This window comes from Achromobacter deleyi, from assembly GCF_016127315.1.
Classification (GTDB): domain Bacteria; phylum Pseudomonadota; class Gammaproteobacteria; order Burkholderiales; family Burkholderiaceae_B; genus Achromobacter; species Achromobacter insuavis_A.
Map to the genome: position 1 here is coordinate 4,850,749 of NZ_CP065997.1, position 19,947 is coordinate 4,870,695.

General features: G+C 70.3%; 24 protein-coding genes. 9 read left to right on the forward strand and 15 right to left on the reverse strand.

Annotated features, from left to right (window positions below; all coding sequences use genetic code 11):
• Window positions 1-4: 4 nt before the first annotated feature.
• From I6I07_RS21980 to I6I07_RS21995, 4 genes are read right to left on the reverse strand one after another with little or no spacing between them, the layout of a single operon-like run.
• A complete protein-coding gene (locus I6I07_RS21980) occupies window positions 5-868 on the reverse strand; it encodes a fumarylacetoacetate hydrolase family protein (RefSeq protein ID WP_198483704.1) in 864 nt (287 codons plus the stop codon).
• The gene (locus I6I07_RS21985; RefSeq protein ID WP_198483705.1) at window positions 865-1,737 is read right to left on the reverse strand and encodes an amidohydrolase family protein; all 873 of its coding nucleotides are present in this window, start codon (window positions 1,735-1,737) and stop codon (window positions 865-867) included. Before I6I07_RS21985 ends, I6I07_RS21980 begins: the two co-directional genes overlap by 4 nt.
• Window positions 1,738-1,746: 9 nt before the next feature.
• Window positions 1,747-2,139 (reverse strand): RidA family protein, encoded by a 393-nt coding sequence (locus I6I07_RS21990; RefSeq protein WP_198483706.1) that lies wholly within the window; start codon window positions 2,137-2,139, stop codon window positions 1,747-1,749.
• A gap of 8 nt (window positions 2,140-2,147) precedes the next feature.
• Window positions 2,148-3,113: a Bug family tripartite tricarboxylate transporter substrate binding protein gene (locus tag I6I07_RS21995; RefSeq protein ID WP_198483707.1), complete on the reverse strand. Its 966-nt coding sequence runs from the start codon at window positions 3,111-3,113 to the stop codon at window positions 2,148-2,150.
• Window positions 3,114-3,342: 229 nt separating this feature from the next.
• On the opposite strand from I6I07_RS21995, the gene I6I07_RS22000 reads away from it, so the two are divergent.
• On the forward strand, window positions 3,343-3,975 hold the full coding sequence (locus tag I6I07_RS22000) for a flavin reductase family protein (protein ID WP_198483708.1): 633 nt from the start codon (window positions 3,343-3,345) through the stop codon (window positions 3,973-3,975).
• Window positions 3,972-4,775 (forward strand): IclR family transcriptional regulator, encoded by an 804-nt coding sequence (locus tag I6I07_RS22005; RefSeq protein ID WP_198483709.1) that lies wholly within the window; start codon window positions 3,972-3,974, stop codon window positions 4,773-4,775. The genes I6I07_RS22000 and I6I07_RS22005 overlap by 4 nt, the downstream gene beginning before the upstream one ends.
• 51 nt (window positions 4,776-4,826) lie before the next feature.
• Here the strand turns inward: I6I07_RS22005 and I6I07_RS22010 are convergent, their stop codons facing one another.
• Together I6I07_RS22010 and I6I07_RS22015 are read right to left on the reverse strand one after the other, a co-directional pair.
• Window positions 4,827-5,330: a GNAT family N-acetyltransferase gene (locus I6I07_RS22010; RefSeq protein WP_198483710.1), complete on the reverse strand. Its 504-nt coding sequence runs from the start codon at window positions 5,328-5,330 to the stop codon at window positions 4,827-4,829.
• Between the two features lie 11 nt (window positions 5,331-5,341).
• Window positions 5,342-6,151, reverse strand: coding sequence for a nucleotidyltransferase domain-containing protein (locus I6I07_RS22015; protein WP_198483711.1), 810 nt, complete (start codon window positions 6,149-6,151; stop codon window positions 5,342-5,344).
• Window positions 6,152-6,285: 134 nt separating this feature from the next.
• On the opposite strand from I6I07_RS22015, the gene I6I07_RS22020 reads away from it, so the two are divergent.
• Complete coding sequence (locus tag I6I07_RS22020; protein ID WP_198483712.1) at window positions 6,286-6,819, forward strand: MarR family winged helix-turn-helix transcriptional regulator; 534 nt, start codon at window positions 6,286-6,288, stop codon at window positions 6,817-6,819.
• Window positions 6,816-7,577, forward strand: coding sequence for a DNA alkylation repair protein (locus I6I07_RS22025; protein WP_198483713.1), 762 nt, complete (start codon window positions 6,816-6,818; stop codon window positions 7,575-7,577). The genes I6I07_RS22020 and I6I07_RS22025 overlap by 4 nt, the downstream gene beginning before the upstream one ends.
• 54 nt (window positions 7,578-7,631) lie before the next feature.
• Here the strand turns inward: I6I07_RS22025 and gstA are convergent, their stop codons facing one another.
• The gene (gene gstA, locus I6I07_RS22030) at window positions 7,632-8,237 is read right to left on the reverse strand and encodes a glutathione transferase GstA (RefSeq protein ID WP_198483714.1); all 606 of its coding nucleotides are present in this window, start codon (window positions 8,235-8,237) and stop codon (window positions 7,632-7,634) included.
• Window positions 8,238-8,366: 129 nt separating this feature from the next.
• A complete protein-coding gene (locus I6I07_RS22035; RefSeq protein ID WP_198483715.1) occupies window positions 8,367-9,494 on the reverse strand; it encodes a retroviral-like aspartic protease family protein in 1,128 nt (375 codons plus the stop codon).
• 204 nt (window positions 9,495-9,698) lie between these two features.
• On the opposite strand from I6I07_RS22035, the gene I6I07_RS22040 reads away from it, so the two are divergent.
• The 3 genes from I6I07_RS22040 (at window position 9,699) to I6I07_RS22050 (ending at window position 11,958) form a co-directional block, all read left to right on the forward strand.
• Complete coding sequence (locus I6I07_RS22040) at window positions 9,699-10,574, forward strand: LysR family transcriptional regulator (protein WP_198483716.1); 876 nt, start codon at window positions 9,699-9,701, stop codon at window positions 10,572-10,574.
• Window positions 10,575-10,654: 80 nt separating this feature from the next.
• Complete coding sequence (locus I6I07_RS22045; RefSeq protein ID WP_198483717.1) at window positions 10,655-11,083, forward strand: GNAT family N-acetyltransferase; 429 nt, start codon at window positions 10,655-10,657, stop codon at window positions 11,081-11,083.
• A gap of 80 nt (window positions 11,084-11,163) precedes the next feature.
• Complete coding sequence (locus I6I07_RS22050) at window positions 11,164-11,958, forward strand: DUF169 domain-containing protein (RefSeq protein ID WP_198483718.1); 795 nt, start codon at window positions 11,164-11,166, stop codon at window positions 11,956-11,958.
• Between the two features lie 70 nt (window positions 11,959-12,028).
• Here I6I07_RS22050 and I6I07_RS22055 read toward each other — a convergent pair whose 3' ends face one another.
• A complete protein-coding gene (locus tag I6I07_RS22055) occupies window positions 12,029-12,931 on the reverse strand; it encodes a LysR family transcriptional regulator (protein WP_198483719.1) in 903 nt (300 codons plus the stop codon).
• A 107-nt stretch (window positions 12,932-13,038) separates the two neighbouring features.
• Here I6I07_RS22055 and I6I07_RS22060 point away from each other — a divergent pair, with 107 nt between their 5' ends.
• Together I6I07_RS22060 and I6I07_RS22065 are read left to right on the forward strand one after the other, a co-directional pair.
• Window positions 13,039-14,247, forward strand: a complete 1,209-nt coding sequence (locus I6I07_RS22060) for a CynX/NimT family MFS transporter (protein ID WP_198483720.1) — start codon at window positions 13,039-13,041, stop codon at window positions 14,245-14,247.
• Window positions 14,248-14,320: 73 nt separating this feature from the next.
• Window positions 14,321-14,989, forward strand: a complete 669-nt coding sequence (locus I6I07_RS22065) for an HAD family hydrolase (RefSeq protein ID WP_198483721.1) — start codon at window positions 14,321-14,323, stop codon at window positions 14,987-14,989.
• 66 nt (window positions 14,990-15,055) lie between these two features.
• On the opposite strand, the gene I6I07_RS22070 is transcribed toward I6I07_RS22065, so the two are convergent.
• The 6 genes from I6I07_RS22070 to I6I07_RS22095 all read right to left on the reverse strand — a co-directional run bounded on the left by I6I07_RS22070 (window position 15,056) and on the right by I6I07_RS22095 (window position 19,894).
• Window positions 15,056-15,439, reverse strand: coding sequence for a c-type cytochrome (locus I6I07_RS22070; RefSeq protein ID WP_198483722.1), 384 nt, complete (start codon window positions 15,437-15,439; stop codon window positions 15,056-15,058).
• Between the two features lie 330 nt (window positions 15,440-15,769).
• Window positions 15,770-16,723, reverse strand: a complete 954-nt coding sequence (locus tag I6I07_RS22075; protein WP_198483723.1) for a DMT family transporter — start codon at window positions 16,721-16,723, stop codon at window positions 15,770-15,772.
• 91 nt (window positions 16,724-16,814) lie between these two features.
• Window positions 16,815-17,705 (reverse strand): AraC family transcriptional regulator, encoded by an 891-nt coding sequence (locus I6I07_RS22080; RefSeq protein WP_006395352.1) that lies wholly within the window; start codon window positions 17,703-17,705, stop codon window positions 16,815-16,817.
• A 37-nt stretch (window positions 17,706-17,742) separates the two neighbouring features.
• Window positions 17,743-19,035, reverse strand: a complete 1,293-nt coding sequence (locus I6I07_RS22085; protein ID WP_198483724.1) for an RNA polymerase sigma factor — start codon at window positions 19,033-19,035, stop codon at window positions 17,743-17,745.
• Entirely contained in the window at window positions 19,032-19,439 is a 408-nt protein-coding gene (locus tag I6I07_RS22090; RefSeq protein WP_198483725.1) for a VOC family protein, read from the reverse strand. The genes I6I07_RS22085 and I6I07_RS22090 overlap by 4 nt, the downstream gene beginning before the upstream one ends.
• A 41-nt stretch (window positions 19,440-19,480) precedes the next feature.
• Window positions 19,481-19,894 (reverse strand): YciI family protein, encoded by a 414-nt coding sequence (locus I6I07_RS22095; RefSeq protein WP_198483726.1) that lies wholly within the window; start codon window positions 19,892-19,894, stop codon window positions 19,481-19,483.
• Window positions 19,895-19,947: the final 53 nt, after the last annotated feature.

Sequence of the window (19,947 nt, forward strand, 5' to 3'; positions counted from 1 at the left end):
GTCCTCAGGAGCGCGCGGCCGCTTCGTCGGCCACGGGGTTGGAGAGCGTGCCGATGCCGGAAACTTCCACCTCGACCACGTCGCCGGGCTTGAGAAAGCGCGGCGGATCGAAGCGCACGCCGGCGCCGATGGGGGTGCCGGTCGAGATGACGTCGCCCGGCTTGAGCGTGGTCCAGATCGAGATGTAGCGGATCAGTTCGGCGAACGGGAACATCAGGTTGGCGGTGCTGTCGTGCTGGCGCACCTCGCCGTTGACGCGGGTGGTGACCGTCAGCGGCGCCTGCGGATCGAAGGCGTCGGCGCTGACCAGCCACGGTCCCATGGAGCCGCTGGCATCCCAGTTCTTGCCCTGCGTCACGTTGAACTTGCCGTGGCGCAGCCAGTCGCGCACCGTGCCTTCGTTCAGGCAGGTCAGGCCGGCGATGTGCGACCAGGCGTCCTCGGCGGCGATGCGGCGGCCGGCCTTGCCGATGACGATGGCGATCTCGCCTTCGTAGTCGAGCTGCTCGGATTCGGGCGGGCGCAGCAGCGGCTGGCCATGGCCGACGAACGATTCGGGAAAGCGCGGGAATACGCTGGGGTATTGCGGCGGCGCGCTGCCGTCCTTGTATTCCTCGTTGCGGTGGCCGTAGTTGACGCCCACGCAGATGATCTTGCCGGGGTGGGCGATGGGCGGCAGCAGGGTCAGCGCCGCCAGCGGCAGCGTGGCGTCCAGGGGCTCGGCGGCCGCCGTCAGGCGCGGCAGTGCGCCCGCGGCCACCGCCGCCTGCAGATCGGCGTGGCCTTGGCCGCCCAGGTCGACCACGGCGTCGCCGCGCAGCAGGCCGAAACCGGCGCGGCCCTGATGTTCAAAGGACAGGAATTTCATGCGTCGAATCCAAAGAGGCGGGCCGGGTTGTCGACCAGGATTTTCTTGAGCGTGGCGTCGTCGCCGGCGTAGCGGACCAGCTGGTCCACCAGGCGGCCTTCGTCGGGCGGCTGCTTGACCGACACCGGGTGCGGCCAGTCGCTGCCCCAGACCACGCGATCGGGGTTGGCGGCGATCAGCGCCTGCGCCAGCGGCACCACGTCGTCCCAGGGGGGGCCGCTGCGCGACAGTTTTTCGGTCAGCGACAGCATCACCCAGAAGTTGCCGCGCGCCAGCAGTTCCAGCAGCGCGCGGCGGGTGGGATCGGCGGCGCCGGCGGTGGGATCGGCGCGGCCCATGTGGTCGATCAGCACCGGGATGTCCAGGCGCTCGAACTGCGCTACCTGGGCCATCATGCCGTCGGGCTCGGGCTGGAACTTGGCGTACCAGCCCAGCTCGCGGATGCGGGCGATGGCGCGGTCGAACACGGCCGGTTCCATGCTGATGCCCAGGCCCTGCCGCGTGAAGCGCGCGCCGCGCACGCCGGCGTCGTGCAGCCGGGCGATGTAGGCGTCGTCGCGCTCGGCCAGCACCAGCGCGTTGGCGCAGCCGCGATAGCCGGGGCCGGCCGCGGCCAGGCCATCCAGCACCACCTGATGGTCGGCGCCGTAGGTGGTGGCCTGGACGATCACGCCGCGCGCGATGCCGAGCAGGCGGTGCAGGCCCAGCGCGGTTTCGATGGTGGCGCTGGGCATTTCATAGGCGGCGCCGGGGCGCACCGGATAACGGTCGGCGGGGCCGAACACGTGGAACTGGCTGTCGCAGGCGCCCGGCGGCAGGCGCCGCGCCGGCGCGGTGGGATGCGGGTTGAAGGGCAGGTATTGCGGCATGTCGGTCCTTCAGTCCAGCACGGCGACGAAGTCGCACTCGATCAGCTTGTCGCCGTCCAGGTCGGCCTGCATGGTGTGGCGCGCGGGCCGGTCGGCGGGGTCGGGAAAGGCGCGCAGCCAGACGGCGTTGAGCGCGGCGCGTTGGCCGCGGTCGCGCATCCACACGGTCATCTTGGCGACGTGCGCGAGCGAGCCGCCGCCGGCCTCGACGATGCGGCGCACGTGGTCGAACATCAGTTCGCACTGCCGCTCCAGCGTGTCGCCATAGGCGCCGCTGGCGGGGTCGGTGCCCTGGATGCTGCCCGAATACAGCATGTTGCCGACGCGGCAGGCGGCGGGGATGGGGTTCTTGTGGCTGAAGCCTTCGGCGTAGATGCTCTGTCGTGTGCTTTGTGGTGTCATGGCGGACCTTAGTTGGCGGTGATGCCCGCGCGCTCGATGATGGGCGTCCAGCGCGCATCCTCGGCGGCCAGGTAGCGGGTGAAATCGGCGGGCGAGCTGGCCTGGGCGTCGGCGCCCAGTTCCTGGAAACGCTGGATGATCTCGGGCTGGCTCAGGATCTTTTCCAGCGCCTGGCTCAGGCGCGCCAGCACCTCGGGCGGCGTGCCCTTGGGCGCCAGCAAGCCGGTGAAGGTGGCCGCTTCCATGCCCGGCACGCCGGCCTCGGCGAAGGTGGGGATGTCGGGCAGCGACGGCACGCGCTTGGCGGTGGTGACGGCCAGGCCGCGGGTGCGGCCTTCCTTGATGTAGGGCAGCGACACCGAGATCTGGTCGAAGTTGAAGTCCACCTGGCCGCCCAGCAGGTCGGTGGTGGCGGGCGCGTTGCCCTTGTATTGCGCGGTGGTCCAGCGCGCGCCGGTCAGCGATTGCAGCAGTTCGCTCACCAGGTGGTTGGTGGTGCCGGCGCCGGGCGAGGCCATGTTGAGCTTGCCGGGTTCCTTCCTGGCCAGCGCCAGCAGTTCGCCCAGGTCCTTCACGGGCAGCCCGGGCCGCACCTGCAGCACCAGCGGCGTGTAGGACACCGAACTGATGGGCTCGAAATCCTTGTCCCACTTGTAGGCCTGGCGCTTGAAGATCAGCGGGCTGAACAGCAGCGGACCGTTGGCGGCCATGAACAGCGTGTAGCCGTCGGGCGCCGAGCGCGCCACCTGTTCGCCGGCGATCATGCCGCCGGCGCCAGGCTTGTTCTCGACGATGAAGGGCTGGCCGAAGGCGGCCTGCAGGCCGGGGCTGATCAGGCGCGCGGCCACGTCGACGTTGCCGCCGGGCGGGTAGGGCACCACGATCTTCACGGGTTTGTCGGGCCAGGCGGCGTGGGCCAGCGTGGTCGCGGCCATCAGCGCCAGGGCGGCGCCAGCCTTTGCAAGCGGGGTCATGGTTGTCTCCAGGGTGTGGGTGTGTTGTTGTGTTTTGGGAGACTCTAGAAACTTGGCCGCGCGGCGACAACGCCAAAAATCCGAAAAAGTCCGGATGTTGGACTTATTGCGGCAATCGCGGTTTGCCCCGATTCACCAGCCAGCCGAAAACCCGGGAAAATGCCGTGAAAGCCCGGGCTCGTGGCCATGCCGCGCCGTCCCGCCAGGTTCAACATATGGACGTCTTTTGATGCGTATCGCCGCCCCGGAACTCAGCCCCGAACAGACCTACAAGCTCATGAGCGGCATCGTGGTGCCGCGCCCGATCGCCTGGATCAGCACGCTGGGGCCGGGCGGCAAGGTCAACCTGGCGCCGTTCAGCTGCTTCACCTTCGTCTCGAACACGCCGCCGATGCTGGGCATCAACATCGGCCGCAAGGCCGGCCGGCGCAAGGACACCGCCAACAACATCCTGGAGCATGGCCATTTCGTGGTGAACATCGGCAACGCCAGCCTGCTCGACGCCATCCATGACAGCGCCGAGGAGCATCCGCCGCAGGTCAGCGAGGCCGAGCTGTTGCACCTGGAGGTGCTGGCGGGCGAACACATCGCCACGCCGCGCCTGGCGGCGGCGCCGGTCAGCCTGGAATGCACGCTGCACAGCGTGATTCCGTTCGGCGACACGGGCGCCGAGTTCTTCGTGGGCGAGGTCAAGCTGTTCCACATCCGCGACGGGCTGGCTCGCGATGGCAAGATCGATACCACCCAGCTCGATCCGGTGTGCCGCATCGGCGGGCCGAACTACGCGTTGCTGGGGCCGCTGGTGACCAAGCGGGCGCTGCGCCAGACGCCCAAGTCCGTCATGGGCAAGGACGCGGCATGAATCCGCCAGACGCCACCGCCGACGAGGCGCTGCCGGGCGCGCAGACGGTGCGCCGGGCCATGGCCATCCTGCGGCTGGTGGCCTGTGGCCAGGAACGGGGCGTGCGCCTGATCGACCTGGAGCGCATGTCGGGGTTGAACCGGCCCACCGTGCATCGCCTGCTCAAGACGCTGATCCAGGAAGGCGCGGTGGAGCAGGACGCGGCCACGCGCCGCTACCTGATCGGCCCGGAAATCAGCCTGCTGGGCCTGGCGCGCACGCGCCGCTTCCCCCTGTTGACGATCGCCGATCCCTATCTGGCGGAACTGGCCGACCAGGTCGGCGACACGGTGTTCCTGAGCGTGCGGCATGGGCACGATTCGATCTGCATCGGCCGCAAGACCGGCCATCATCCGATCCAGGTGCTGTCGATCGAAGTGGGCGTGCGGCGGCCGCTGGGGCTGGGCGTGTCGGGCGTGGCGTTGCTGTCATGCCTGCCCGAGGCCGAGAGCGGCGCCATCGTGCAGGCCAACACTGCGCGCCTGGCGGTGGCGGGAGAACGCGCCGAAGACATCCTGGCGCGGGTCGCGCAGGCGCGCGCCTGCGGCATCGCCCACGCGCCCGCCGGCTTGATGCCCGGCACCAGCGCGGTGGCCGTGCCGATCCGCGCCGAAAGCGGCGAGCCGCTGGGCGCGGTGACCGTCACGGCGATGGCCGAACGCCTGGCCGGCGGCCGGCTGGCGCAGGTGGTCGAACGCATGCGCGACCGCGCCCAGGCGATCGCGCGGCGCCATGCCGAAGTGAGCGAGCGGCGGCGTTGAGCGACGCGGGGACTGGGGCGTCCAACGCCTTCGAGCAAGCCGCGGCCGCGGTCAGCCTGGGGGACGCGCCAGCACGTAGACGCGGGTGTCGCGGCCGTAGTGCGTTTCGATGGCGCGGAAGGTGAAGCCCAGTTTCTCCAGCACGCGCTGCGAGCCCAGGTTGTCGGGCCAGGTGACGGCCAGCAGCTCCGCGCTGTCGAGCGTGCGCCAGGCGTAGTCGCATAACTGGCGCGCCGCCTGGGTGGCATAGCCGTATCCCCAGGCGGCGCGTTGCAGGCGGTAGGCCAGTTGCAGCGCGCCGGTGTCCTCCAGCCGCGTCAGGCTGATCCAGCCGACCGCGACGCCGTCGGGGCCGACCACCGCCCAATGGCCGATGTCATCGGGATGCGTGCGCAACCAGTCCAGCAGTTCCTGGCGGCGCGCCTGCGTGGCGGGCTTGACGCCGGTGCTGTGGCGCATGACCTCGGGATCGGATTCCAGGGCCAGGATCATGGGCACGTCGTCCGCGCGCAGGCGGCGCAGGGTGACGCTCGGGGTGGCCGGCGGGGTGTGCATCGCGGCGGCGCTCAGTACGTCAGCGGGGCGCCGGTCACGACCTCGTACAGGAACCGGTCCAGTCGTTCGGTCTGGCCGTCCGGCCGGTCGAAGAAGGGCGCTTTTTCCAGGGTCGGCAGCGTCGTTTCCAGGTAGGCGTGGATCAACGGGAAGCGCGGGCCGTGCTCGGCCTCGCCGGCCTGCATCTTGATGGCCAGCAGCGCGTTGATCTCGTCGCGCAGCGCGGGGTCGGTGACCATGACGTCGGCCAGGTCGGCAAAGCGCATCGGCGGGATGCCGCGGCCGCTGTCGATCCATTGCGCGGCCAGCACGGGACGCAGCACGTACAGGTATTTCTTGAGCCGCACGGTGTCGCCCTGCAGCGACTCGCGGAAGTTGCGGCCGGCCATGGCGACATAATGCCAACGGCCCTTGATGTGCGAGAAATATTCGCTGCGGAAATGCCGCAGCCAGGCGCTGGTGGCGTCGTCCTGGCGGTACAGCACGGGCGAATCCAGCCATTCGAACAGGGTGGGGTTGGAGCCGCGCAGCAGTTGCAGCGCCTTGCGCAATTCCCAGCCGGACACGTCCAGCTCGTCGTCGATGGGCAGCTCGATCACGTCGCGCTGCGGCGCCACGCGCAGGTACCAGTCCAGCTTGTGCACATACAGGAAGCGCACGTCGTAGTCGCTGTCGGGCGAGGCGAAGCCCCAGCCGCGGCTGCCGGATTCGCAGGCGAGCAGGACGCGGACATCGTGACGCTGTTCGATGTGTTCCAGGGTCGCCATGACGCGTTCGCGGATGGCCGGATCGATGGGGTGGGCGTGCAGGATCGAGGTCATGCTTCGGATGCTAGCACTTCGCCAGGCGGCTGCGTGAGAGGAACGAAGGCGTGGCGCGTTGCCGTTTCCGGCTGGTTTGCCTGTTTTAATTAGGCGCCTTATCATATGCCTCCATATCAATTGCCGGACACGCCATGCCACCCGCCATTCCCGCGATGCTGGAACCCAAGCACCATGCGCTGCTGGACGAGGCCGCCCGTCGCGGGCTGGCCTCGTCCGACGGCATCCAGTTGTGCTTCCAGGTGCTGGCCCTGGCCGGCGCCATCGACCGCGACTGCGCCGCCCGCCTGGCGCCGCGGCAGTTGTCCGAAGGCAAGTTCGTGCTGCTGTTCCTGCTGCACGGGCAGGCCGGCGGCCTGTCGCCACACGAACTGGCGGCGCGCGCGGGCGTGACCCGCGCCACGGTGACGGGCCTGCTCGACGGACTGGAGCGCGACGGCTTCGTGTCGCGCCAGCCGGGCCAGGACGACCGGCGCCGCATTACGGTGACGCTCACGCCCAAGGGCAGGACGGCGGCGGCGCGGCTGTTCAAGGAACATGCGCAGTGGATCGGCTCGCTGTTCGACGCCTTGTCGCAGGCCGAGCGGCGCCAGCTCGGCGACCTGCTGGCGAAGGTGTGGCGGGGCACCGACAGCGGACGCGCCGCGCTGGCCGGAGACGCGCCATGACGGCCGCCCGCCGCGGCGTCAAGGACATCGGCGCGGACCGCCTGGCGCAGCTGAACGCGGGCGCGCCGGCCACGCACCTGACCGAGTGCCTGGCGGTGGACTTTGCCTTGCTGATGCAGGCGCTGGCGCCCGAGGTCGGCGCCGATGGCATTGCCGCCATGCGGGCCGCGGCGGCGCTGGGCATCTCCAGGCGCATGGCGCTGGCGGCGCGCATCCTGCATGACGGGCTGGGTTCGGCCGGCTTCACGCGGATGGCGGCGCAGGCGTCGGACACCGCGCGGGGCTGGGCCTGCTTCATGATCGGGGCGGCGCCGGACCTCTCGCCGGCGCAGCGCCTGGCGCGCATCCGGCCGCTGGCCGACGATGCGCATTTCGGGGTGCGCGAATGGGCCTGGCTGGCCGTGCGGCCGGCGCTGGCGGCCGACCTGGACGTGGCCATCACGCAGCTGCAAACGTGGACGACACTGCCGTCCGAGCGCCTGCGGCGCTTTGCCAGCGAGGCGTTGCGGCCGCGCGGCGTCTGGTGCGCGCACATCGCTGCGCTGAAGGCGGACCCGGGGCGGGCGTTGCCGCTGCTGGAGCCGCTGCGCGCCGATGCGGCGGTCTATGTGCAGGATTCGGTGGCGAACTGGCTGAACGACGCCAGCAAGGACCAGCCGGACTGGGTCAGGAGGGTGTGCGCGCGCTGGCTGACGCACAGCCCGGTCGCCGCGACGCAGCGCATCTGCCAGCGCGCGCTGCGCACCATCGGGGCGTAACGCACCGCGGGCCGCGCGGCGACCGGTTGCGATCGCGAGCCGGCCGCATGCGGCTCAACCCCGCGCTTCGGCCGCCAGCGCGGCCTGCACGGCGGGGCGGGATTCGATGCGGCGCTGGAATGCCACCAGGGCAGGCCAGCGCGTCAGGTCCACGCCAAGCTGTGGCGCCCAGCGCAACACCGCATACAGGTAGATATCAGCCAGGCCATAGCGATCCTGCACCAGGGCCTCTCGCTCGCGCAGCGCGGTGGCGACATAATCCAGGCGCTTCTCCAGCCGCCCCTGCCACCATGCGCGCGCCGCTTCGGGCAGGTCGCGATTGAACAGCGGGCCGAAACCGCCGTGGATTTCCGCCGAGATGAAGTTCAGCCATTCGTGCAACTGGCTGCGGGCCCAGCTGCCGGCGGGTGGGGCCAGGCCGGCTTCGGGCCGCAGGTCGGCCAGGTATTGGCTGATGGCGGGGCCTTCGGTCAGCACCTGGCCGCCGTCGATTTCCAGCGCGGCCACGTAGCCCTTGGGATTGATGGCGAGGAAGTCGCGGCCATCCTCGGTGCGCTTGGCGCGGTTGTCGACGCGGATCAGGTCGAACGGCAGGTCGAGTTCGCGCAGCACGATGTGGGGCGACAGCGAGCAGGTGCCGGGGGCGTAATAGAGTTTCATGCGGAGCGTCCGGAGGATGTCCTGATTGGGGATGGGACGCCCAGGATCGCCCGATCCCGTCTATTCGTAAAATTACTTCTTAAGAAATCAGGAATAAGTATTTGTGATGGCTAATTCACGCCCTTGGCGTCAGCCATCCGTCGCCGGCACGGCGATGGACCATTGGCGAGGTCCGAAGTGGGTGTCAAAACGGGACAGGAACGATTGGCCCAGCAAGCCGTCGACGCCAGGACCGAACGCGGATTCGGCGCCGGCCTGGACCACGACCGGAACCTGGTTGGCCGCGACCTGACGGATCTGGATGCGTTTGGCCATGCCGGTGTGCACGTCGGTGTTGCCGTTGGCCGTCTGGACCGCGATCTTGCGGCCCCCGAGGTAATCGATGCCCGCACGCTCGGCGAAGACGCGGGTGATGGCAACCACGCTGGCGCCGGTGTCGACGATGAACGTGCCTTTCTTGCCATTGACTTCGACCGAGGCCAGGATGACCTGGTCGGGTTTGCGGGGGAACGTATCCTTGCCCGAGGCATAGGAGGCGGGGCAGTCGCGCTGGCGCTCGTACTCGGCGACGAGCCGCTTGCCCTGCGGGTTTTGCGTGCGCGAGGGGTCCAGCGACATCCACATGCGCACCGTGCTTGCCGCTTCGCAATGGCGTCCGAGCCTGGCCTGCGCCTGGGCGGTCTCGGTGAACACGCCGGAGGTCAGCCGCCGCGGATTGGGCGACAGGGCAATGACTTCCAGGTAATCGGCCAGCGCCTGCTCGTATTGCTGGGTCTGGCTGTATGCCTGTGCCCGCGTATAGCGCATGCGCGTGTCGGTGGGATGGTCCGCGATCAGGCGGTTGGAAATGGCGATGGCCTGGGGATAGTCCCGGATCATGAGCAGATCGCCCACGGCGGACAGCAGGAAGCCATCGGCATTGCCGCATTCGTCGGCGAACGTGATCAACGCCTGGGCCGCTTCCTTGCGGTAACCCATGGCCTTGAGCTGCGGCGCCAGGGCACCCATGGCCTGGCTGTTGCAGGGCGTGGTGGCCAGTTGCTGCAGGGCCCGCTGGATCTCGGCCTTGGCCAGGTCGCCGCGCGCGATGCCTTGCATGCCCAGCCGTTCGAGCGGGGCGCGCAGCGGGTCCGGCGCATTCGTGGATTGCGCCGTCGGGGCGACGGGCGTGGAGGAATCACAACCCGTTGCGATCAGAGCCGTGGCGATGAGGGCGAAGCGCACCGCTTGGCGCAAGGCGGACCGGTCGAGCGGCATTTCCAGTGTTCCATTGATGGTCGGGCAAGAGCGGAAGTTTAGGGAAACGTCATCACGTTTTGATGACTTCGTGCGGACGCAGGCCAAAAGGCAGACCCGTGGCGACGCTGGGGTCGGCGCGGCGCTCATCACCGCCGATCGAGGAGGAGGGCGAGTGTCGGTAGAATTTCAGGTTTCGAGACGATCCGTTATCTTTTCCCTGCCATGATGAACCTGATCCATTGGCGCTTGCTGCTGGCGGTGGTGGACGCCGGCAACATCACCCATGCCGCCAAACAGGTGGGCATGACGCAGTCGGGCGCCAGCCAGGCCATCGCGCAGCTGAAACACCACCTGGGCGCGCCGCTGTTCACCCGCGAACGGCGCCAGAGCGTGCCCACCGCGCTGGGGCTGCGGGTGGCGCACGAGGCGCGCGCCATGCTGGCCGCGCACGGCCGCATCCAGGCGCTGGGGCGCGAGGCGTCCGGCGCGCCGGGCGGGGTGTTGCGGCTGGCCAGTTTCCCGATGGTTTTCTCGACCATCCTGCCGCCGGTGTTGCGGCGCTTTCGCCAATTGCATCCGGCCATCGAGGTGGTGCCGCTGGAAGCCAGCGACAGCGAGATCGAGACCTTGCTGGCGGCCGGCACCGTGGATGTGGGGGTGGTGCTCAATCCGCCCGCGCGGCGCGGCGCCTGTCCGCTGGGCGAGGACGACTGGGTGGCGGTGCTGCCGGCTTCGCATCCGCTGGCGCGCGGCGCGTCGGTGGCGCTGGCGCAACTGGCGGCGCAGCCGTTCGTGCTGGCCACGGGCGGTTGCAGCGTGCATGCGGCCAGCGTCGCGGCGGACGCCGGCCTGGCGCTGGCCGACGTGCGCGCCACGGTCATGGAATGGTCCAGCGCCTATGCGCTGGTGCGCGACAACGTCGGCGTGGCCCTGGTGCCCGAACTGACGCTGCCCGAGAACCGCCGCGGCCTGCGGGTGCTGCCCCTGGCGGCGCCGGTGCGGCGGCGTTTCGCGCTGGCGGCGTCGCCGCAGGCCGCCGGCTCGCCGGCGGCGCTGGCCCTGTTCGAGATGTTGCGGCAGGATGACAGCCGGGCCTGAAGCCCAGGCGCCGGCATCTGCGCGCCGTCATCGCGGCGACATCGGGCCAGCCTACGATCGGCGTTTTTGGCAGAGGCGACATGATCATCCGCAACGCAGAAGTCGGCGACAGCGCCGATATCGTCGAATTGCTGGCCCAGCTGGGCTATCCGGGCACCCAGGGCTTCGTGCCCGAGAAGATCGAGCGCCTGTTGGGCCACCGCGACGCCGAGCTGTTGGTGGCCGAGGATGGCGGCCAGTTGCTGGGGTTCATCGGCCTGCATTTCATGGTGCAGTTGGCGCTGCCGGGCGATTTCTGCCGCATCACCTATTTCTGCGTCAGTGACGCGGCCCGCGGCAGCGGGGTGGGGCGGGCGCTGGAAGAGGCCGCGGCGGCCCTGGCGCTGGGCCGTGGCTGCGACCGCGTCGAGGTGCATTGCCACGAGCGCCGCGCCGATGCGCACCGCTTCTACTACCGCCAGGGCTATGAAGAGTCGCCCAAGTACCTGATGAAATCCTGCCGGCCCTGAGCGTTCGCGGTCGGCCATGGCGTCGGCGCCCCGCTGTCGTGTAGTCTTGCCCGTTCCAACGACAAGTCCAAAGGACGGGCATGGAAGAGACAACGCAAGAGACCCCCCGGGACTGGGCGGCGCTGGTCGATGAGCTGAATCGGCTGCTGCGGCTCAAGACCACGGTCATCGGCATGAAGCTGTTCGAGGACGAGGCGGCGCTGGCCGGGGTGAAGGGGCTGCGGCGCCCCAAGGCCACGCACACCACCGACCAGGTCGTCGGCATGGCGGCGCGGCTGGGCTGGACGGTGGGCATCACCGGCGATGACCTGGTCGGATCGCAGTGCCGCGCCGTGATCGGGCTGGGGCCGCAGGACGAGGCCTGGCGCAGCGGCAAGGAATACGTCGGCGTGTGGCACGCCACCGAGGCCGACGCGCGCGCCCGGCAGGAAGCCCTGTCCTGTGTGCCGGCGGGCAAGTACCGCGCCCTGGCGGTGTCGCCGCTGGCCTCGGGCCGGCTCGACCCGCCCGACATCTGCCTGGTGTACGCCACGCCGGGGCAGATGATCATCCTGATCAACGGCTTGCAATGGAAGCACTACCGGCGCTTCGACTGGAGCGTGGTGGGCGAGACCGCCTGTGCCGATTCCTGGGGGCGGGCGCTGGCCACCGGCGAACCCAGCCTGTCCTTGCCCTGTTATGCCGAACGCCGCTACGGCGGCGTGCCGGACGAGGAAATGCTGATGGCGTTGCCGCCGCGCTACCTGCCCATGGCGATCGAAGGAATGAAGGCGCTGTCGGCCAACGGCCTGCGCTATCCAATCCCGCCCTACGGCATCCAGAACGACGTGCGCGCCGGCATGGGCGTGAGCTACGCGCAGCCGCCACGCGCTTGAGCCGAGGCGGGCTGGGGCGCAGGATAGGCGCCGGCGGCGGGGGCGCCAGCCGGGCACGGCGCGCGGCAGGTCAGGCGCCGGCCAGCGCCGCCGCCAGCGTGCGCGCGGCCGGTCCCAGCGGCTGGTCGATGCGGTGCGCCAGGTAGATCTCGGTGGCGACCTGGCTGCCGCGTCCCAGGCTGCCGGTGGGCAGGCGCAGCAGGCGGCCCTCGGCCAGATCGCGCTCGACCAGCCACAGCGGCAGCCGGCCCCAGCCGACGCCGGCCAGGATCAGCGCGTGCTTGGTGTCCTGGCCGCTGACGCGGCAGGTCTGCGGCGACAGCACCGCGAAGTCGCGGCCGGCGCTGAGCGTGGACGGGTCGATCTGCACCACCTGCAGGTGGTCGGCCAGCTCGGGCGTGGCCAGCGGCGGGCCGTCGGCCACGCGAGCGGCCAGAGGGTGGCTGGCGGCCACCACGGCCACCATTTGCACCGAGGACAGCGCCTGCATCGCGATACGCGGATGGCGGAAATGCTCGCCGGCGATGATGCCCAGCTGGTGGCTGCCGTCCAGCAGCGCGGCGATCGGCCCGCCCAGCGGCAGCACCGCGACGCGGGTGGCCACCGACGGATAGGCCGCCCGCAGGCGGTTCAGCGCGGCGCCGACCTGCGCGATCGGATACAGCGTGTCCACTACCAGCGACAGCTCCAGCTCGACCCCTTCGCCCAGGCCCTGGGCGCGGGCCCGCATGGCGTCGACCCGCAGCAGGATGTCGCGGGCGTTGGCCAACAGGGCCTGGCCTTCCGGGGTCATGACGGGGCGGTGGCCGCCGCGGTCGAACAGCCGCAGGCCCAGCTGGGTTTCCATGTTGGCGATGGCGTGGCTGACGGCCGACTGCACCCGCGCCAGCTGCTTGGCGGCGGCGCGGAAACTGCCGGTGTCGGCCACGGCGGCGAACACGCGTAGCTGGTCCAGTGTGAGGGCGTCTATCATCGTGCGTGCTGATCTATTTTCGAGATCGGTTCCATCAAAAGATTATCACTTATCAGAATCGGTTCCGGCCGGCATGCTGGCGGCATTGCAAGCGAGGAGAGGCAAGGATGGACAAGGTGGAGGGCGCGGCGCAGGCCGGCCAGCCGGCGGCGACGCGTTGGGCGGCGGTGCTGGCGATCGTGGGCGCCGGGGTGGTGGCGTCGTTGCAGGTGGGCAAGGTGATCATCGCGGCGCCGCTGCTGCGGCGCGACCTGGGGCTGGACCTGGCGTCGATCGGCACGCTGACGGCGGTGTTCTCGATCCTGGGCGTGCTGGGCGGCATCGCGGCGGGCGGCGTGATCGCGCGCTTCGGCGCGCGCCGCATGCTGCTGTGCGGCCTGGCGACGGTGGCCGCGGGCACGGCGGCGGGCGCGCTGGCGCCGGGCTATGGCCTGTTGCTGGCCTCGCGCGTGCTCGAGGGCCTGGGCTTCCTGCTGATCACGGTGGCCGGGCCGGCGGCCTTGCAGCGCCTGGTGCTGCCGTCCAGCCGCGACCTGGCCTTCGCGCTGTGGAGCTGCTACATGCCGGCGGGCATGGCCATCGCCATGCTGGCCTCGCAGGCCTTTGGCGACTGGCACGCCTACTGGTGGTGCGCCGGCGCGGCCGCCGTGATCGCGCTGGGCTGCATCGCCGTGCTGGCGCCGCCCACGCCCGCCGGAGCCGGCCTGTCATGGCGCGGGCTGCGGCAGGACACGACCGACACGCTGGGCACGGCCGGGCCGATGCTGCTGGCGGCCTCGTTCACGCTCTACAGCCTGATGTTCTTCGCGCTGTTCACCTTCCTGCCGGTGCTGCTGATGGACAAGCTCGGCCTGCCGCTGGCCACCGCGGGGCAGTACAGCGCCGTGGCCAGCGCCGCCAACATCATCGGCAACCTGGGCGCGGGCGTGCTGCTGTCGCGCGGCTGGCGCCGCTCGACGCTGATCGCCTGCGCCAGCGCGGCGATGGGCGTGGTGGCGTTGCTGATCTTCCGCTCGGTGTTCCCGGCGATGCCGACCTTCCTGCTGTGCGTGCTGTTCTCGGCGGTGGGCGGGCTGATCCCGGCGACCCTGCTGGGCACCGCGCCGCTGGTGGCGCCGCGGCCGGCGCTGACGGCGGCCACGGTCGGGCTGGTGATGATGGGCAGCAACCTGGGGCAGGTGATCGGGCCGGTGACGGTGGGCGGGGTGATCGACCGCTACGGCTGGGCGCAGGCCTCGCTGATCGTGGCGGCCGCGGCGCTGGGCGGCGTGGCCATCGCCTGGCGCCTGCGGCGGCTGAACGGCGCGCGCCTGTAGGCGTCGTCGCCACCCCCGCATCGATTGTCATGCGGGCGGCCTATCATGGAGGCTCGCATCCCGTGGAGTCCCTATGCCTGCGCCTGCCCCGCGCCTGGTCATTTTCGATTGTGACGGCGTCCTGATCGACAGCGAAATCATCGCCGCGCGCGCCCAGTCGCGCGCGCTGGCCGAACACGGCATCGCCATCACGCCGCAAGAAGCCGCCCGACGGTTCGCCGGCATCCCCGACGCCGACATGTGGCAGACCCTGCAGGAAGAGAATGCGCGGCCGCTGCCGCCGGACTTCCCGAGCCAGTACGCCGACCGCCTGCAGGATACCTTCCGCCAGGAGTTGCGCGCGTTGCCCGGCGTGCACGAGACCCTGGCGGCGCTGCGCCAGCGCGGCATCGAATATTGCGTGGCCTCCAGCAGCACGCCGCCCAAGCTGGAGGCGGCGCTCAAGCTGGTGGGGCTGTGGGACGCGTTCGCGCCGCATGTGTTCAGCACGGCGCAGGTGGCGCACGGCAAGCCGGCGCCGGATGTGTTCCTGTTCGCCGCGCGGCAGATGCGCACGGCCATCCTGGAATGCGTGGTGGTCGAGGACAGCGTGCCGGGTGTGCGCGCCGCCCGCGCCGCGCGCATGCGCGCGGTGGGCTACATCGGCGCCTCGCACAACGGGCCGGACCAGCGCCAGCGCCTGCTGGACGAAGGCGCCTTCGAGGTCATCAGCGACCTGCAGCGCCTGTCGGAGATCATCTAGGACGCGTCATGCGCAGGGGCCGCGGACCCGGCGGGCATGCGCATGTCCGCCGCGGCGATGCCCGCATCAACGACTCTTGGCGATCACGCCGGTCATGTATTCGTTCAGGTCGCGGAAATCCTTGACCGTCCAGGCGTGCGGCGGCACTTTCACGCCGTTCTCGCGCAGCGTCTTGGGAATCAGGTCGCCATTGGGACGGAGGATGACCGACGACACGATGACGCCCGGATAGTCGATCAGCCGCTTCCTGAACGCGGCGGTGGTGAGGTCTGGGGTGGGCGGATTGCTTTTCCTGGCCAAGGGCCCGGTGCCCTTGATGTCCGCGCCGTGGCACATGGCGCAGCGCTGCTGGAAGAGGTTCTTGCCGTTGATGTTCTCGGCACAGGCAAGCGGTGTTTGCAGCAGCGCGGAAAATCCCAGCGCGGCGATGAATGCTGTTCTTGTTTTCATGTACTCGTGTTGTCTCGATCGGCGTCCAGGCCGGGCGCCCGGGCGGCGCCTGGGCATGCCCGCTTGCCGCCATGGCGGCCAAGCCGATGTGGATCCTGGAAGGCGCGGAAAAAATTCGCCTCGCATTCTAGAGCGTGCCAGCGTCAGTCTGCCGAACGCCGAACGCCGAACGCCGAACGCCGAACGCCGAACGCCGAACGCCGAACGCCGAACGCCGAACGCCGAACGCCGAACGCCGAACGCCGAACGCCGAACGCTGAACGCCGGCCGCCGAGCCCGCGCCGCAACCTTCGGCCGCCAGGCGTCGGCCGGTTGGCGGCCGAGATGCGCTTAAGCGGGCAGCGGCTCGGGCTTCACCCGCACCGCGCTCAGCACGCCGATCATCAGCAGGGCGATGCCGGCCAGCGTCAGCGGCTGCGGCATGCTGCCGCGCAGGATGAAGGCGTAGGCCAGCGCAGCCAGCGTTTCGAACACGATCAGTTGCCCGACCAGCGCCGTCGGCAGGCGCTGGCTGGCTTCGTTCCAGCACAGCGTGCCGAGCCACGAGGAGAACAGGCCGATGATGATCATCAGGCCCAGGAACACGTCGGGGCGCGGCCCCAGCGGCATGGCGAAGTCGCTGCCGGTGGCGGCCATGCCGGCCCACAGCAGGCCGTAGCCGGCCAGCGCCAGCGGCAGGGTCGCCACGCCCTGGGCGGTGGCCCAGGTGCGCGGGCTGCGGCCCGGATGGTTGCGCAGCCAGTCGGCGTTGCGCAGCGGATACCAGGTCCAGCAGGCGACCGCGGCCAGCGCCAGCACCGCGCCGATGGCGTAGCGCGACAGGTCGGCGTCGGCCTCCTGGCGCAGCGCCTGCAGTTCCACCTGGTTGACGCAGGCGATGCCCAGCGCGATCAGCACCAGCGAGGGCGCCAGCCGCTTCCACGGCAGGCGGCCGTCGCGGCGCGCGTTGCGCAGGTTGGCGCAGATGGCGATCACCACCGGCAGCGTGCCGATGATCATGGTCGGCACCGGGCCGCCGGCGCGCTGGATGGCGCTGGCCAGGCACAGGTAGTACAGCAGGTTGCCGATGGCCGCCAGCTTGAGCGCCTCGATCCAGTCGGCGCGGCCGAGCTGGCGCAGCGCCTTGCGGTCCAGCCAGGCCAGCGGCATGGCGATCAGGCCGAACGCCAGGTAGCGCGCCACCGATTGCAGGGCGGCGGGGTATTCGGGCAGCAGCAAGGGGCCGACGAATACCAGCCCCCACATCAAGCCGGCCGCCAGGGCGTAAGAGGTTCCTGCCCACATAGCTGTGTTCCCATCACGAATTCAACAGAGGGGCCAGTCTAGTGACGGCCATGGCGGCCGGTCTTGTACCAGATTGCTGCAGGGCGGCGGTTCAGGCGCGCACTTGCTTCTGGTAGCGGGCGGGTGTGACGCCGTAGCGGCGGGTGAAGGCGCGGGTCAGGTGGGCCTGGTCGGTCAGGCCGGCGGCCAGCGCGGTCTGGGCCGGCGTTTCGCCCGCGGCCAGCAGGCGCTTGGCCTCGAACAGGCGCAGCGCCATCAGCGTCTGCTGCGGCGTGGCGTGGTACTGCGCCTGGAAGCTGCGCAGGAAGTGGAACGGGCTGAGTCCGGCCACCTCGGCCAGTTCCTCGAGCGTCAGGCGTCGCGCCAGGTTGGCGCGCAGGTAGTCGATGACGCGGCCGAAGCGCGGCGCGCCTTCGGGGCGCGGCGGCCGCGGCACGCGGGCGTGGCGGCGGAATTCGGCCAGCAGCGCGTGCAGGGCGCTGTCGAACGCCAGCGGTTCGCGCGCCTGCCACAGCGCGTCCAGCAGGGCGGTGACGCGTTGCGCGCTGGCGGCGTCGTGGCTGACCGCGCAGTCGAACCACCAATCGGCCTCGCCGGCCACCTGCGCGACCACGGCGGGATCGATGTAGGCCATGCGGTAGCGCCAGCCGCCTTCGGTTTCGGCGCGGCCGGTATGCAGTTCGTCGGGATTCATCCGCACCACCGAGCCCGGCGGCGCCAGATGCTCGGCGCCGCGGTAGCGGAAGCGTTCCACGCCGGTCTCGATGGCGCCAAGGCCGAAGGCCTCGTGGGTGTGCGGCTCGAAGGCGTGGCGGATGATGTGGGCGCGGTACAGCTCGATGCCTGGCCGGTGCGCCGGACGTCGGAATTCGGCGCGGTCATTGGGATGGTCGAAAGCCTGCGGCACGCCCGCGATCAGCGGTTCGGGGCGCGCGTCGGGGGCGACAGGGACGCCGCCGGCGGAAGGCAGGAATGAGGCCATGGCGGAATTTAAGCACGTTCGGCGGCGCCGCGCCGGCCTATCCCGCCGTCCGCATGGCCGCGGCGCGCGCCAGCAGCATCTCGCGCTCGCGGTCGTTGCGCGTCATGCCGGCGGCGCGCTCGAATTCCGCCAGCGCCTCGGCGTGACGGCCGAGCTTGGCCAGCAGGTCGCCGCGCACGCTCGGCAGCCAGTGATAGTTGGCCAGCGCCGGATCGCGCGCCAGTTCGTCGGCCAGGTCCAGGCCGGCCTGGGGCCCGAACGCCATGCCCACGGCCACCGCGCGGTTCAGTTCCACCACCGGCGACGGCATGGCTTGCGCCAGCGCGTCGTACAGCGCCACGATGCGCGGCCAGTCGGTGTCCTGCGGCTGCCGCGCCCGCGCATGGCAGGCGGCCAAGCCGGCCTGCAGCGCATACGGGCCGCTGGCGCCGCCCAGGCTTTCGGCGCGTTCCAGCGCCGCCAGGCCGCGCCGGATCAGCAGCGTGTCCCAGCGGCCGCGATCCTGTTCCAGCAGCAGCACGGGACGGCCCTCGGCGTCGCTGCGGGCATGCAGGCGCGAGGCCTGCAATTCCATCAGCGCCACCAGCCCGTGGACTTCGCTGTCGCCGGGCGTCAGCTGCGCCAGGATGCGGCCCAGCCGTAGCGCCTCGTCGCACAGCGCCGGCCGCATCCAGTCCTGGCCGGAGGTGGCGGCATAGCCTTCGTTGAAGATCAGGTAGATCACTTCCAGCACCGAGGCCAGCCGCGCCGCGCGCTCCTGCGGCCCGGGCACCTCGAACGGCACGCGCGCCGCGGTCAGGCTGCGCTTGGCCCGCACGATGCGCTGCGCGATGGTGGATTCCGAGGCCAGGAAGGCACGCGCGATCTCAGCGGTGGACAGCCCGCCCAGCAGGCGCAGCGTCAGCGCCACGCGCGCCTCGGTCGACAGCAGCGGATGGCAGGCGGTGAACACCAGCCGCAGCAGGTCGTCGCCGATATCGTCCTGGCGCGCGGCGTCCAGCGCCTCGACGAAGTCGGGCTCGACGTCGGCCTGCAGCGCTTCGAGCTCATGCCCGATCTGCTCATGCTTGCGGCGGTGGATCGCGTCCAGCCGCAGGCGGTCGCGCGCGCGGTTCTTCGCGGTGGTCATGAGCCACGCTCCCGGGTTGTCCGGCACGCCGGTGGCCGGCCAGCGCTCCAGCGCGGCCACCAGCGCGTCCTGGGCCAGTTCCTCGGCCAGGCCGACATCGCGCACCAGCCGCGCGACGCCGGCGATGACGCTGGCGGCCTCGATGCGCCAGACGGCTTCGATGGCGCGGTGGGTTGCCGCCGATCCGGCCGCCGCGGTCATGCTTGCGGCGTCGCGCCGGGTTCCATGTAGAACACTTCCCAGATGTGGCCGTCCAGGTCATCGAAGCCGTGTCCGTACATGAAGCCATGGTCCTGCGGCGGGCGCGGCGCGCTGCCGCCCGCCGCCTTGGCGCGCGCGACCAGGTCGTCGACTTCGGCGCGGCTTTCGCAGGACAGCGCGATCAGGGATTCGGTGGCGCCCTTGGCATCGACGATGGGTTTGTTCGTGAAGCCCTGGAAGAAATCCTTCACCAGCAGCATGACGTAGATGTTGTCGCCGACGACCATGCAGGCGCCCTGGTCGTTGGTGAATTGCGGATTGAAGCTGAACCCCAGGCTCTTGAAGAAGGCCTGCGATTTCGCCATGTCGGCGATGGGGAGGTTGACGAAGATCTGCTTGTGCATGATGGGTCTCGTGGCGGGCGTCGTTGAGCGGATGGCGCGGCTCACTGGCCGTTGCCGGGCAGTTCGCGGAAGCGGTCGATTTCCTGGCCGGGGCCGAAATCGTCCAGTTCATACATCTGGCGCACCTCGATGGCGCAGGGCTGGCCGGGGAAGGGATCGGGAAAGCGCAGCGTCCATTGCAGCGCTTCCTCGCGCGAGCGCACCTGGATCACGGTGTAGCCGGCCACCAGTTCCTTGGTGTCGGCGAACGGCCCGTCGATGACCTTGCGCTGGCCCTGGTCGTCGTAGTGCACCCGCCAGCCCTTGGAGGACGGCTGCAGGCCGCTGGCGTCGAGCAGCACGCCGGCCTTGGCCAGGCCTTCATGGTAGGTCGCCATGGCGTCGAGCAGGCTGGCTTCGGGCAGCTTGCCGGCTTCGCTGTCGGCGTTGGCGCGAACGATGATCATGAATCGCATCGGGAATCTCCTGGTATCGATGGACCCGGCCGCCAGGCGCGGCGGGGTCGGTA

Excerpts from the sequence above, each read along its gene's own strand:
- I6I07_RS21980 (WP_198483704.1), bottom strand. The coding sequence starts at position 868 with ATGAAATTCCTGTCCTTTGAACATCAGGGCCGCGCCGGTTTCGGCCTG.
- I6I07_RS21985 (WP_198483705.1), bottom strand. The coding sequence starts at position 1,737 with ATGCCGCAATACCTGCCCTTCAACCCGCATCCCACCGCGCCGGCGCGG.
- I6I07_RS21990 (WP_198483706.1), bottom strand. The coding sequence starts at position 2,139 with ATGACACCACAAAGCACACGACAGAGCATCTACGCCGAAGGCTTCAGC.
- I6I07_RS21995 (WP_198483707.1), bottom strand. The coding sequence starts at position 3,113 with ATGACCCCGCTTGCAAAGGCTGGCGCCGCCCTGGCGCTGATGGCCGCG.
- I6I07_RS22000 (WP_198483708.1), top strand. The coding sequence starts at position 3,343 with ATGCGTATCGCCGCCCCGGAACTCAGCCCCGAACAGACCTACAAGCTC.
- I6I07_RS22005 (WP_198483709.1), top strand. The coding sequence starts at position 3,972 with ATGAATCCGCCAGACGCCACCGCCGACGAGGCGCTGCCGGGCGCGCAG.
- I6I07_RS22010 (WP_198483710.1), bottom strand. The coding sequence starts at position 5,330 with ATGCACACCCCGCCGGCCACCCCGAGCGTCACCCTGCGCCGCCTGCGC.
- I6I07_RS22015 (WP_198483711.1), bottom strand. The coding sequence starts at position 6,151 with ATGACCTCGATCCTGCACGCCCACCCCATCGATCCGGCCATCCGCGAA.
- I6I07_RS22020 (WP_198483712.1), top strand. The coding sequence starts at position 6,286 with ATGCCACCCGCCATTCCCGCGATGCTGGAACCCAAGCACCATGCGCTG.
- I6I07_RS22025 (WP_198483713.1), top strand. The coding sequence starts at position 6,816 with ATGACGGCCGCCCGCCGCGGCGTCAAGGACATCGGCGCGGACCGCCTG.
- gstA (WP_198483714.1), bottom strand. The coding sequence starts at position 8,237 with ATGAAACTCTATTACGCCCCCGGCACCTGCTCGCTGTCGCCCCACATC.
- I6I07_RS22035 (WP_198483715.1), bottom strand. The coding sequence starts at position 9,494 with ATGCCGCTCGACCGGTCCGCCTTGCGCCAAGCGGTGCGCTTCGCCCTC.
- I6I07_RS22040 (WP_198483716.1), top strand. The coding sequence starts at position 9,699 with ATGATGAACCTGATCCATTGGCGCTTGCTGCTGGCGGTGGTGGACGCC.
- I6I07_RS22045 (WP_198483717.1), top strand. The coding sequence starts at position 10,655 with ATGATCATCCGCAACGCAGAAGTCGGCGACAGCGCCGATATCGTCGAA.
- I6I07_RS22050 (WP_198483718.1), top strand. The coding sequence starts at position 11,164 with ATGGAAGAGACAACGCAAGAGACCCCCCGGGACTGGGCGGCGCTGGTC.
- I6I07_RS22055 (WP_198483719.1), bottom strand. The coding sequence starts at position 12,931 with ATGATAGACGCCCTCACACTGGACCAGCTACGCGTGTTCGCCGCCGTG.
- I6I07_RS22060 (WP_198483720.1), top strand. The coding sequence starts at position 13,039 with ATGGACAAGGTGGAGGGCGCGGCGCAGGCCGGCCAGCCGGCGGCGACG.
- I6I07_RS22065 (WP_198483721.1), top strand. The coding sequence starts at position 14,321 with ATGCCTGCGCCTGCCCCGCGCCTGGTCATTTTCGATTGTGACGGCGTC.
- I6I07_RS22070 (WP_198483722.1), bottom strand. The coding sequence starts at position 15,439 with ATGAAAACAAGAACAGCATTCATCGCCGCGCTGGGATTTTCCGCGCTG.
- I6I07_RS22075 (WP_198483723.1), bottom strand. The coding sequence starts at position 16,723 with ATGTGGGCAGGAACCTCTTACGCCCTGGCGGCCGGCTTGATGTGGGGG.
- I6I07_RS22080 (WP_006395352.1), bottom strand. The coding sequence starts at position 17,705 with ATGGCCTCATTCCTGCCTTCCGCCGGCGGCGTCCCTGTCGCCCCCGAC.
- I6I07_RS22085 (WP_198483724.1), bottom strand. The coding sequence starts at position 19,035 with ATGACCGCGGCGGCCGGATCGGCGGCAACCCACCGCGCCATCGAAGCC.
- I6I07_RS22090 (WP_198483725.1), bottom strand. The coding sequence starts at position 19,439 with ATGCACAAGCAGATCTTCGTCAACCTCCCCATCGCCGACATGGCGAAA.
- I6I07_RS22095 (WP_198483726.1), bottom strand. The coding sequence starts at position 19,894 with ATGCGATTCATGATCATCGTTCGCGCCAACGCCGACAGCGAAGCCGGC.